Genomic DNA, 12,312 nt, shown 5'->3' with positions numbered 1-12,312 from the left:
TCGTGGACGCCCCCTAGTTTTAATTTAGCTTACTCATACAACCAAGGAGTGTTCGCTGGAGTCCAATTCACCAGTTCTTCATCTTTAAACCAAAGCTTAATTTCGGTTTTAGCAGTTTCTACTGCATCAGAACCGTGGATAATGTTCCGTCCCACATCCACACCAAAATCACCCCGAATCGTTCCCGGTTCGCTATACAAAGGATTGGTTGCCCCAATCAATTTCCGGGCTGAGGCTACCACCCCGTTTCCTTCCCAAACCATCGCCACCAGAGGGCCAGAGGTAATAAATTGCACTAACCCAGGGAAAAATGGTTTTTCCCGATGCACCCCATAATGTTGTTCAGCTAATTCTTTGCTGACTTGCATCAGTTTCAACCCGACTAAAGTAAAGCCTTTGGATTCAAAGCGACGAATAATTTCGCCAACGAGTCCCCGTTGGACGCCATCGGGTTTAATTGCGATAAATGTCCGTTCCAAAATGTCTGTCCTAGATTTGTATCAAATTATCCAAACACAATATTATCTCACAAAGGCAATCTTTTAAATATTAATGATTGTTTATTGGTAATTAATTATTTTGATAAAAGCCGGCCCCGAAAGCCCCGAAAGCCCCGAAAGTCCCGAAAGCCCACCCCCCACCGAACACATTAAAAAACCGGGTTTTTTAGACGGCAGAGCAAAAAAGTGAGTCATTGACCGAAAAAAGAAACCCGGTTTTTTAGGATGATGAATTAATGGGTTAACGGATACTTAACCTGGGGTGATGATTACTGTTGTTTCAGTAGTCTATGATGGTTTTACCGATAATATCCATCATGTAAAGATAGTTTAGCAAACAGTTTATCAAACAGTTTAGCAAACACCACTTGTTGAGCAAAAGTAGCTTTTTAGATCATTGCTATGATTGCTATGATTGCTATGATTGCTAATAATAATGTTTGAACAGCAACTCCTTAAAATTGAAAAAATGGCCAGTCTTGTTCGCGTCTATACTCAGTCATGTTTTCAAATTTACGCAATTCCGCTCGTTCTACTAATAATTTCTGCGGATTATCCATCAATTGATGGTTTAATTCAGTGAAAATGGAACTTAGGCGATCGCGCTCTAAATCTTCAGGAATTTTGCCAAAGTAGGCGACAGTAATGTGAGCCGTAAAATGATATTGTTGCTCAATTCCCAAGGCAATTAGTCCTTGATTTTGATAGATAGCACGGCGTAATTGCACAGTCTGACTATAAGAATGCTCATCCACCGGCACTAATAAAACGCCAATTGAGCGGTTGGATACCATGATCCCTATCACTTGCCAAGCAATCGGGTCTCCTTTGGTTAAGTGACTAGATTGTTGAAAGCTGTCAGCAATGCGATCGCGTAGTTGCCTTTCCAGATCCGGGGTACAAATCACCTGAAGATAAGTATCATCCCAGATTAAATCCGCTAGGGTTAAATGAAAACTATCTGGGGGCAATGCCACCAGCCAATTTCCGGGAATTTGCGCCAATAACTGCGTTTGGCATTCATGGATCTGCTGATAAAATTCAGCATTCTTTAAGTCATCTTTCCACGGAGGAGTAATTACCGAATATCCGGGGAATGGTACAGGTTTCCTGTTTCCCGCTTCATCCGGCTTGAACTTCGGAGACTCTTGAATATGTTGCAGGGCAGACAGATATTTTTCGGGGAGGGTCTGTCGCACTACGCGATTGAGATAGACCTGATATGTATCGTCCAATTTATCACTCCTAATTATTATACTAGAGTTAGGTGAACATGATGAAGTCAACCTCATCAAGTTTACGTTTTGTAACTTTACGGGAAAGACTACATCATTATCTAGTGTACTCATTATTTACACAGGTATTTCTTTGTGCCAATTTACTTGTATTGGGGTGAGGATGATTTTGCGATGGGCAAAGCTGTGGCCGCTTTGCGCGATCGCGTCTTGGATCCTGCTTGGGCGGCTTTTAACTATGAAAAAATTTCCCCAGATACCCCCGATGGGGTGATTCAAGGCTTGAATCAGTCCATGACCCCCCCTTTTGGCAGCGGCAGTCGTTTGGTTTGGTTGGTCGATACCACCATTTGTCACCATTGTTCCGGGGATATGTTAGCAGAGTTGGAACGCACTGTCACGGCGATTCCCGAGTCAACGGTGTTACTGTTGACTACGCCGAGTAAACCGGATGGCCGGATTAAATCTACTAAATTATTACAAAAATATGCTCAAATTCAAGAGTTTTCGCCGATTCCCCCGTGGCAACAAGATCAGCTAGAGAAAGCTGTGGTAAAAGTGGCTCAAGAAATGGGGCTGAAGCTGACCGATGCCAGCGTGCAACTTTTAGCCGAAAGCGTCGGCAATGAGACGCGATTGCTCTATAGTGAAGTTGAGAAATTACAACTGTATGCCGGAGAAAGGCGCGATCGCCCTCTCAAAGATGAAATTGTCGGCACATTGGTCACATCCAGCGCTGCCAATAGCTTAAAATTGGCGAGCGCCATTCTCCAAGGAGATACTTCTCGCGCTTTAACATTGATCTCTGACTTGATCGGTCGCAACGAACCGGCTTTAAAAATCGTCGCTACTCTCACAGGTCAGTTTAGAACCTGGTTATGGGTGAAGGTGATGATTTCCGCAGGGGAACGAGATGAGAAGGCGATCGCCCAAGCAGCAGAAATTGGCAATCCCAAGCGGATTTACTTCCTGCGTCAGGAAGTCAAAGCAATCACCCAAGGACAATTGCAAAAGACCTTGAGCATTTTGCTAGACCTAGAAGTAAGCTTAAAACGTGGGGCTGAGGAACTATCCACTTTGCAAACCAAAGCGATCGAACTTTGCCAAGCCTGTCGCCCTTGATTTATTTGATAAGATTTAATTAAGTTTAGGGTTAATTGGAACTTCCAGGTTTTAAAATAAATCAAACACCATAAGAGCGGTCAAAGACCATTGATTCCGATCATTGATTCTGGCCATTGAATTTTCTGATGTTTGAACTAAGTAACGACAACAACATTGCTCAAGATAACTAGAATGCTTAAGTGTCTATCTGTTCAGCGGTTTTTTTAACCAATTCTGGGATATAACAATTCTCAGAGTTATGAAGTACAAAAAAACTGTCATTCCCGCGCCAGCGGGAATCCAGAAAACCTCTGTAATTCGCACAATAACCGCTATAAGCACACTAAATAGCAATCATAACACCAGGGAACGAAATCTTAAAGCTTGACCTTGTTAATGACTGTTGTACTTTTCACATACCCTGTTTTGTTGGTTTAATTTGATTATGTTAACTTCTAACTTTTCCCCATTGACTTCTAAATGGTTATCTAGATCGCTCCTGGCGGCGATATTGTCCACCATGAGTTGTTTCACTGGTCTAACTCCCAGTATTTCCCTCAAATCTGCGGCTATTTTAGACTTTAATTCGGCGGCTTTGGCACAACAATCGGCTCCAAGTTTGTCCGCAGCGGAAATTACGAATTATGCGCGATCGCTTTTGGCCATTGAACCATTGCGGCAAGAATATTATAATCAGATTAAACAGCGGTTCACAGGTAGGGAAGAAATGCCCCAGATTATTTGCAGCGATCAAGATAGTGTGAATAGGCTGCCAAGAGAAATTCGCGAATCGGCGATCGACTACTGCCAAAAATCGATTGCAATTGTAGAAAACAATAGCTTAACCATTCAGCGATTTAACCAGATTACTAATTTATTAACCCAGGACACGAGAATCCTAGAGCGAATTACTGCGGAATTGCTGCGTTTACAAACCCCGAATTTGTTTCAGTAATTTGTTTCAGTAATTTGTTTCAGTAATTTGTTTCAGTAATTTGTTTCAGTAATTTGTTTCACTAAATTTTATGGGCGATTCTCTCCGGGACAGGGTGGGCAATACTAACCCTGTGGTTGTTGTAGGGGCGCTTCGGCTTGCGCCCTTGACCCCTGGTTGTCGCCCTTGACCCCTGGGAATCTGTCCTAAATTGAGGGCGCAAGCCGAAGCGCCCCTACATGAAATAACGATTTTTGGTCATCAAATTTATCACCTTGACAGGGCTGGGTGGGCAATGCTCACCATTTTCTAGTTCCCAGACTACAGCCTGGGAACTAGAAAACGAGAAATTATTCCTTAGTGCTGCCATCGGGCATGGTGGCACCTTTTAACTTAGCACCATTCAACTTAGCCCCCGTTAAATTAGCTTCTTTCAGATTCGCTCCTTCTAAGTTAGCATTTTCCAAATTTGCCCCACTCAAATTGGCTGAACTCAAATTAGCTTGACTCGAATTAGCGCCGGATAAATTAGCGCCACAAAAATTCATTCCCGTTAAAGGTTGACCACTTAAGTCATACCAATTTTAAAAATTATTGCTACGATTTCGAGGTTAATTTGGGCGCAAGCCGAAGCGCCCCTACAAGCATCTGGCGATTTATCATTTGGGGCACAGTGCTTGCGCCCCAAATGATGGCATATTTGCATATTTAATTAGAAATGGTATCAGAAGATTGAGTTGTTGCGCTTCTGGCAGATTTTGACAGCGTTCCGTCAGACTGTCTACCTGTCGTTTCAACCCTGCCACATATTTTTTCAGCAGGGCTTGTTGATCTTCAACCTTTTGCAATATGACCGAGAATTGCGACGATTTCTTGTAGTTGATGAGACATAGTAATTGATTCGCAAATGTTCTATTTTAATTGTCTCACCGATTGTGCTCCAGTGAGTAGTGAGTAGTAGGGTGGGCAAGGTTTTGCCCATTCTACGGATCAAGCTCATAGTTATACTTTTGTCTACCATCGACCCTTTGTTAGCGCTAACTCCAGAAGAGTTTACCCCGCTGCTGCTGCAATTATCCCGCGAAGAACTTATCCCTAGATTTGCCCAAAACTCTTAGCCTTGATCAAGAGCGATCGCGACTGACGACAAAAAAGCCATCTCGTTTACCAAAAGAAAAGCGCCTCAGATTCAAATCATCTCCACATTAGAATTAGTCAAATATTGAGCTAAAGAACTTAACCCAGATTTAAAGCAGTTACGTTTAGCCATTGAATTAATTAGAGTAAAAAGTAAATACATCCCCAACAAAAACCACCCTTTATATAGCTGGTGGAAAAAGCACATCGACTGAATCAATATTCTTTGTGTCCTTTGTGCCTTTGTGGTAAAAAAAACCCAATTTTTTACCCAAAAACTATTGACAAATCCCAAAATACTCGCTAAAATAAAAAAAATGGTAAAGTGGGAAACTGTGCCGACATATATATAGAGGCCAGAAACCGGGTTTATTCCTATTTTGCTTTTCCCTCTCCCTGTCCGACTTCTGTGGTGAAACAAAATCAATGGCAAAACTTGAAGACCTCACCCCAAAAACCATCATCAAAGGCATTATCCCCAATCAAAATGTCACGGTGATTAATGCCGAATGGCATGGGAATGATGTAGTAGAGTTAACCTACAAAGATATCCAGGGACAACCCCATACACAATTATTATTTAGAGATAGTGAAGCGGATTTAGAAATTGTCACCGCAGGGCAACCTTGGAGTTTTGATGGGGATGGGGCATTATTTCGCCTAGTTTCTGAAGCCCACCGGATTAATTTAGGCCATCTTTTCGACCCTTTATTGGCAGTTCATACCTCTTTGGTGGAACCATTGCCCCACCAAATTATCGCTGTCTATGGGGAAATGTTGAACCGACAGCCCTTGCGGTTTTTGTTAGCCGATGACCCAGGGGCAGGGAAAACTATTATGGCCGGTTTATTTATTCGCGAGTTATTAATTCGCGGGGATTTACAGCGGTGTTTAATTGTTTGTCCGGGCAGTTTGGCCGTCCAATGGCAAGATGAGTTAGACCAGAAATTTCATCTGCCTTTTGAGATTTTAACTAAAGAGAAAATTGAAACCTCGCGGACTGGTAATCCTTTGGCGGAAATTCCCCTGGCGATCGCCCGTTTAGACCAACTCAGTCGCAGCCAAGATTTGCAGATAAAGCTGAAACAAACCGACTGGGATTTAGTCGTAGTCGATGAAGCCCATAAAATGTCCGCTTCCTTTTTTGGCGGCGATATTCGGGAAACTAAACGCTATAAATTGGGCAAACTTCTTTCTACCCTGACCCGTCACTTTCTCCTAATGACCGCTACTCCCCACAATGGCAAAGAAGAAGACTTTCAGCTATTTTTAGCCCTCTTAGACGGCGATCGCTTTGAAGGCAAATTTCGGGATGGGGTTCATGCTTGCGATACCTCCGACTTAATGCGACGTTTAGTTAAAGAAGACTTATTGAAATTTGACGCCAAACCCCTATTTCCCGAACGGTTAGCCCATACAGTTCAATATAATTTATCTGACTTAGAAGCCCATCTTTATAAACAAGTCACCGACTATGTACGAGAAGAATTTAACCGGGCAGATAATTTAGCCAAAAAACGCCGAGGGACCGTAGGTTTTGCCTTGACTATTCTGCAACGACGCCTCGCTTCTTCCCCGGAAGCGATTTATCAGTCTATCTCCCGACGGAAAGAACGCTTACAAACCCGACTCCGCGAAGAAGAATTGCTAAAACGGGGAGAAGAAATTGATGTTCCTGAAGATTGGGAAGAATACTTAGAAGACTGATCTTCCGCAGAACAAGAAGCCGCAGAAGAAGAATTAGTAGACCAAGCTACTGCCGCAAGAACGATCGCTGAATTACAAGCGGAAATCGATCGCCTCAAAGAATTAGAAAATTTAGCCCTCCGGGTTAGAAGGAGTGGTCGCGATCGCAAATGGGAGGAATTATCGCGGGTGATTTCGATGATTTTCTCACCACAAAGACACGAAGAACACAAAGAAGAACACCCTTTGTGGTCTTTGTGTCTTTGTGGTTATGCTAAAAAGTTGGTGATTTTTACCGAACACCGGGATACTTTAAATTATCTTTATCATCGGATTACTACTTTACTCGGTCGTCCCGAAGCGGTGGTGACAATTCATGGGGGAATGGGTCGCGAAGAACGGAAGAAAGCTGAGGAAGCTTTTAAGCAGGATGTTAGGGTTGAGGTGTTAATTGCTACGGACGCTGCGGGGGAAGGGATTAATTTACAGCGGGCACATTTGATGGTGAATTATGATTTGCCCTGGAACCCCAATCGGTTAGAACAGCGGTTTGGGCGAATTCACCGCATTGGGCAAACCGAGGTTTGTCATTTATGGAATTTGGTCGCAGGGGAAACTCGCGAAGGTGATGTTTATCTTTCTCTATTGAAAAAGTTAGAAATAGAACAAAAAGCCCTAGGGGGAAAAGTCTTTGATGTCCTCGGTAAGGCGATCGCCGGTCAGGAGTTGCGGGAATTGTTAATTGAGGCTATTCGCTATGGCGATCGCCCCGACGTGAAAGCCAAACTCAATCAGGTACTCAGCGATCGCCTAGATCAGAACCGCCTCCAAGACTTATTAGAAGAACGGGCCTTAGCCCGAGACTCAATGGATGCCAGCAAAGTCCAACGCATTCGGCAGAACATGGAACGGGCCGAAGCCCGCAAACTCCAACCTTATTTTATCGCCACCTTCTTCTTAGAAGCCTTTCAACACCTGGGGGGAACTATTCGCCAACGGGAACCAAAACGCTATGAAATCACCCATGTCCCCGCTACTATCCGCAACCGCGATCGCCTAATTGGGCGAAAAAATCCCATCTTGCGGTCCTACGAACGCATTTGCTTTGACAAATCACTCATCAGCATTCCGGGCAAACCCCTCGCGGAATTCATCTGCCCCGGACACCCACTATTAGACGCCACCCTAGACCTAATCCTAGAAAGACACCGCCAACTCCTCCGCCAAGGAACTATTTTAATCGATGAAAACAACCCAGAATCAGAAACTTTCGCCTTAATTTATCTCGAACATTCCATCAAAGACGGACGGGGACAAATCATCTCCAAACGGATGCAATATGTAGAAATTCCCTTAGCAGGGGAAAATGAACCACAAAGACACAAAGAACACGAAGGCAGAAACGCCGGATATGCCCCTTACTTAGACTATCGACCCATCACCCCACAAGAAATTCCTTTGTGTCCTTTGTGTCTTTGTGGTGAAAATACATCCCAAACCATTGAAACCAAAGCCAAAAACTATGCCATTCAATACTTAGTCAACCAACATCGCCAGGAAGTATATCAACATAAAAAAGAATTGCTGGATAAAATAACTTATGCCGTCAAAGACCGGCTGACCAAAGAAATCAACTATTGGGACTGGCGGGCAGCGGAACTCAAGCAACAGGAACAAGCGGGAAAAGTTAACGCTAAAATAAACTCGGCTAAAGCCCAGCAACGGGCTGATGAATTAGCCGCCAGACTGGAAAAACGCCTAATAGAATTAGAACAAGAAAAGCAAATCATCGCCAGCCCGCCGGTAGTAGTCGGGGGGGCATTAGTAATTTCCCAGGGACGATTAAACCAACTTCTTGAAAGAGAAAATATCAGCAATAGCCTAGACAAAAAACAAATAGAAATAGCCGCCATAAACGCAGTAATTAACGCCGAACAAAAACTAGACCATCAACCCCAAGACATTAGCGGGGAAAACCGGGGCTATGACATCGAATCCTTAAATCCCCAAACTAGCAGACTAACATTCATCGAAGTCAAAGGCAGAATAGCCGGGGCCACCAATGTCACCATCACCAAAAACGAAATCATCACCGCCTTAAACCAACCGGAACAATATATCCTAGCCCTAGTAAAAATATCCCCAGAAACCGATCCAGAAATCCGCTATATTTGCCAACCATTTCAAAAAGAACCGGACTTTGGGGTTAATAGCGTAAACTATAACTGGGCAGACTTATGGAACCGAGGAAAAAACCCTTTGTGAACTTTGTGCCTTTGTGGTAAAATAAAATAGATATAAAACCACAAAGACACAAAGGACACGAAGGAAATCCCCCTTTGTGAACTTTGTGCCTTCGTGGTGATAAAATATAAAACCACAAAGACACAAAGGACACGAAGGATGAGTAGAGAAAGGGCTAATGAATTATCGAATATAATTATTGGGGCAGCCATTGAAGTCCATCGAGAATTAGGTCCTGGGTTACTAGAGTCCGCGTATCGAGACTGTTTAGAGTATGAACTAAAACAGCGAGGGGTATATGTAGAACGCGAGGTTTTCCAGCCAGTGACTTATAAAGGAATACGACTGGATTGCGGTTATCGTTTAGACTTATTTGTAGAGAACTTAGTCATTATTGAAATTAAAACCGTAGAAAGTTTACAACCTATCCATACCGCCCAACTACTCACTTATCTTAGATTAAAGCAACGTTGGCTAGGTTTACTGATTAATTTCAACGTCCCTGTTCTCAGAAACGGCATCAAACGCCTACTTAACGGTTAACTTCTTCGTGTCCTTTGTGTCTTTGTGGTTATCTCATCATGCGTAAAAAACTCATCGAAGTATCCCTCCCCCTGGAAGCCATCAACGTGGAATCAGCCCGGGAAAAGTCCATCCGTCATGGCCACCCCTCAACGTTACATTTATGGTGGGCACGGCGACCTTTAGCGGCTTGTCGGGCCGTGTTATGGGCTTCTCTTGTGGATGACCCCAGCAGTTGGCCTGATAAATTCCCTACAGAAGAAGAACAGAACAAAGAACGGGAGAGACTATTTGATATTTTAGGGCGAATTGAAATAGAGACTGATAAGAAAGGGAACAAAAAAGAGACAGTACGCGGGCTAGTATCTTGGGATGATATTAAAGACGAGAAGATTATTCATCAAGCCCAAGCAGAAATAGCCCGGTGTTTGGCGTGGGAACGGGGAGAGGAACCGCCCGCGAAACCGGAGGCTGTCCGAGAATATATTGCCAAATATGCGCCACCAGCTTATGACCCGTTTGCCGGGGGTGGGTCTATTCCCTTGGAAGCCCAACGGTTAGGGCTAGAGTCCCATGCCAGTGATTTAAACCCGGTAGCGGTATTGATCAATAAAGCATTAATTGAAATTCCGCCGAAATTTAAGAATTTGCCGCCGGTGAATGGGGAAGATCGGAAGCGGAGTAACTTAGAGTCTTGGAAAGGGGCACAGGGTTTAGCGGCTGATGTGCGATTTTATGGTGGTTGGATGCGGGAAAAGGCGTTAGAAAAGATTGGGGATTTATATCCTTCGTGTTCTTTGTGTCTTTGTGGTGAAGAAGAAAAAAAATTAACGGTAATTGCTTGGTTGTGGGCCCGGACGGTGAGATGTCCCAACCCCGCTTGTGGGTGTGAAATGCCTTTGGTGAGGAGTTTTGAACTTTCGACGAAGAAGGGTAAAGAGGCTTGGGTGGAGGTTGAGAACCACAAAGACACGAAGGACACGAAGGTTCGGTTTACGGTGAAGACCGGGGAAGGAAAGGCGCCGGATTCTCCCAAAACAGGACGAGGCGCAAATTTTAAGTGTTTATCTTGTAAACAACCTACAACTGATAAATATATTAAGGCTGAGGGAATGGCTGGACGCATGGGTCAGCAGTTGATGGCTATAGTTGCTGAGGGAGATAAGGGTCGGATTTATTTGTCGCCCACTGCGGAACAGGAAAAGGTTGCTTTTTCCGCTAAACCAACATGGAAACCGGAAGAGGAAATTTGTGATAATCCTCGATGGTTTTCTCCCCCTATTTATGGACTGACAAAATATGGAGATATTTTTACAAATCGTCAATTAGTTGCCCTGACAACGTTTAGTGATTTGGTGAGTGAGGCGAAAGATCGGGCGATTCAAGATGCGATTTCTGCCGGTTTACCGGATGATAATGTGCCGTTAAGCGACGGCGGTACTGGGGCAAGGGCTTATGGGGAGGCTGTAGCAGTTTATTTGGCTTTTGGAATTGATAGATTAGCTGATAGATGTTCTACTGTTTGCGGTTGGGATATAGGATATATGAAAGTTCGCAACACTTTTGCAAGACAAGCAATTCCTATGACTTGGGATTTTGCAGAAGCTAATCCTATGAGTGATTCAACAGGAAATTTTAGCGGGGCAATTGATTGGATTATAAAAGTTATTGAAAATTCTACTGGTTTCATTTTTGGAATAGTCAGCCAACACGACGCCACAGCCTGCCATAAAAACGACGAAATTCCCAAATTAATCTCTACAGATCCACCATATTATGATGCGGTGCCTTATGCTGACTTATCGGATTTTTTCTATACTTGGCTGCGGGAATCTCTGGGTTCAATTTATCCTAATATTTGCAGCACTTTATTAGTACCAAAGTCTCAAGAGATGGTGGCGGATAAATTTCGGCATGGTAGCCAAGCCAAAGCCAAACAATTTTTTGAGAATAGCTTAATTAAGGTTTTCAATCGAGTCAATCAAATCAATCATCAAGATTATCCGTTCACAGTTTATTATGCGCTGAAACAAACAGAAACAGACGATGATGATAATGTGGCTTCAACGGGTTGGGAAACAATTCTCGAAGGGTTAATGCAGGCTAATTTTAGCATTAACGGAACATGGCCATTAAGAACCGAATTAAGTAACCGTATGAGAGGACAAGGTTCAAATGCCCTGGCTTCTTCAATTGTCCTAGTCTGTCGCCCCCGACCAAAGAATGCCCCGAAAATTTCCCGCCGCCAATTCCTCAGTGAAATGCAGCGAGAACTCCCCAAAGCCCTAAAAACCTTACAACAAGGCAACATTGCCCCGGTTGACCTCGCCCAAGCGAGTATTGGCCCTGGCATGGCCATCTATTCTAAATATGCCGCTATTCTAGAAAATGACGGCACTGCCTTGCCAGTCCGAACCGCCCTGCAACTAATCAACCAACTCCTCGATCAATTCCTCACCGAACAAGAAGGGGAATTTGACGCGGACACTCGCTGGGCATTAACTTGGTTTGAACAAAATCAATTTAATGAAGGACTATATGGGGATGCGGAAACTCTTTCCAAAGCCAAAAATACCAGCATTCAAGGCTTAGTTGCCGCCGGTATTCTCGAAGCCAAAGCGGGTAAAGTCCGCCTCTTACAACGCCAGGAATTAGAACCGGATTGGAACCCAAAAACTGATGGACGAATGCCGGACTGGGAAATCACCCAACAGCTAATTCACACCTTAGATAAACAGGGAGAAATAGCCACCGCCGAACTCTTATCCCAACTCGGAGATAAAGCAGAAATTGCCCGCGACTTAGCCTATCGCCTCTATAACCTATGCGACAGAAAAGGCTGGACAAACGAAGCCCTAGCCTATAATAGTTTAGTCATCGCTTGGCCGGAAATCCAGCGCTTATCCCATCACCAGAAATCTTCCCCCGAACAACTTGGTTTATTGTAACC

10 protein-coding genes are annotated in these 12,312 nt (G+C 43.9%); 6 read left to right on the top strand and 4 right to left on the bottom strand.

The genetic code is table 11. From position 1 onward, the window contains the following. Window positions 1-29: 29 nt before the first annotated feature. A complete protein-coding gene (gene ndk / locus AM228_RS00590; protein ID WP_054464135.1) occupies window positions 30-479 on the bottom strand; it encodes a nucleoside-diphosphate kinase in 450 nt (149 codons plus the stop codon). A 476-nt stretch (window positions 480-955) separates the two neighbouring features. Beyond that, window positions 956-1,735, bottom strand: coding sequence for a DUF1868 domain-containing protein (locus AM228_RS00585; RefSeq protein WP_054464134.1), 780 nt, complete (start codon window positions 1,733-1,735; stop codon window positions 956-958). 135 nt (window positions 1,736-1,870) lie between these two features. Between AM228_RS00585 and holA the strand changes: the two genes are divergently transcribed. Then, window positions 1,871-2,857, top strand: a complete 987-nt coding sequence (holA, locus tag AM228_RS00580; protein WP_054464133.1) for a DNA polymerase III subunit delta — start codon at window positions 1,871-1,873, stop codon at window positions 2,855-2,857. 427 nt (window positions 2,858-3,284) lie between these two features. Further along, on the top strand, window positions 3,285-3,794 hold the full coding sequence (locus AM228_RS00575; RefSeq protein ID WP_072160606.1) for a DUF4168 domain-containing protein: 510 nt from the start codon (window positions 3,285-3,287) through the stop codon (window positions 3,792-3,794). Between the two features lie 329 nt (window positions 3,795-4,123). Here the strand turns inward: AM228_RS00575 and AM228_RS00570 are convergent, their stop codons facing one another. Next, window positions 4,124-4,321: a pentapeptide repeat-containing protein gene (locus tag AM228_RS00570; RefSeq protein ID WP_054464131.1), complete on the bottom strand. Its 198-nt coding sequence runs from the start codon at window positions 4,319-4,321 to the stop codon at window positions 4,124-4,126. A gap of 111 nt (window positions 4,322-4,432) precedes the next feature. Beyond that, complete coding sequence (locus AM228_RS00565; RefSeq protein ID WP_054464130.1) at window positions 4,433-4,621, bottom strand: hypothetical protein; 189 nt, start codon at window positions 4,619-4,621, stop codon at window positions 4,433-4,435. A 715-nt stretch (window positions 4,622-5,336) separates the two neighbouring features. Here AM228_RS00565 and AM228_RS34755 point away from each other — a divergent pair. The 4 genes from AM228_RS34755 (at window position 5,337) to AM228_RS00550 (ending at window position 12,310) form a co-directional block, all read left to right on the top strand. Next, window positions 5,337-6,617 carry a DEAD/DEAH box helicase gene (locus AM228_RS34755; protein WP_231636512.1) on the top strand — a complete coding sequence of 427 codons (1,281 nt, stop codon included), beginning with the start codon at window positions 5,337-5,339 and terminating at the stop codon, window positions 6,615-6,617. A 177-nt stretch (window positions 6,618-6,794) separates the two neighbouring features. Next, on the top strand, window positions 6,795-8,861 hold the full coding sequence (locus tag AM228_RS34750; protein ID WP_231636510.1) for a helicase-related protein: 2,067 nt from the start codon (window positions 6,795-6,797) through the stop codon (window positions 8,859-8,861). Window positions 8,862-8,999: 138 nt separating this feature from the next. Beyond that, window positions 9,000-9,383 (top strand): GxxExxY protein, encoded by a 384-nt coding sequence (locus AM228_RS00555; RefSeq protein WP_054464129.1) that lies wholly within the window; start codon window positions 9,000-9,002, stop codon window positions 9,381-9,383. A 38-nt stretch (window positions 9,384-9,421) separates the two neighbouring features. After that, window positions 9,422-12,310: a DUF1156 domain-containing protein gene (locus AM228_RS00550; RefSeq protein ID WP_054464273.1), complete on the top strand. Its 2,889-nt coding sequence runs from the start codon at window positions 9,422-9,424 to the stop codon at window positions 12,308-12,310. Window positions 12,311-12,312 lie beyond the last annotated feature (2 nt).

The organism is Planktothricoides sp. SR001, assembly GCF_001276715.1.
Lineage (GTDB): Bacteria > Cyanobacteriota > Cyanobacteriia > Cyanobacteriales > Laspinemataceae > Planktothricoides > Planktothricoides raciborskii.
This window is presented reverse-complemented; position numbering and strand designations above follow the sequence as displayed.

What these genes read in the sequence shown, in the direction of transcription:
- AM228_RS00555 (WP_054464129.1), top strand. Translation starts at nt 9,000, where the DNA reads ATGAGTAGAGAAAGGGCTAATGAATTATCGAATATAATTATTGGGGCA.
- AM228_RS00575 (WP_072160606.1), top strand. Translation starts at nt 3,285, where the DNA reads ATGTTAACTTCTAACTTTTCCCCATTGACTTCTAAATGGTTATCTAGA.
- AM228_RS34755 (WP_231636512.1), top strand. Translation starts at nt 5,337, where the DNA reads ATGGCAAAACTTGAAGACCTCACCCCAAAAACCATCATCAAAGGCATT.
- AM228_RS34750 (WP_231636510.1), top strand. Translation starts at nt 6,795, where the DNA reads ATGATTTTCTCACCACAAAGACACGAAGAACACAAAGAAGAACACCCT.
- AM228_RS00570 (WP_054464131.1), bottom strand. Translation starts at nt 4,321, where the DNA reads ATGAATTTTTGTGGCGCTAATTTATCCGGCGCTAATTCGAGTCAAGCT.
- AM228_RS00550 (WP_054464273.1), top strand. Translation starts at nt 9,422, where the DNA reads ATGCGTAAAAAACTCATCGAAGTATCCCTCCCCCTGGAAGCCATCAAC.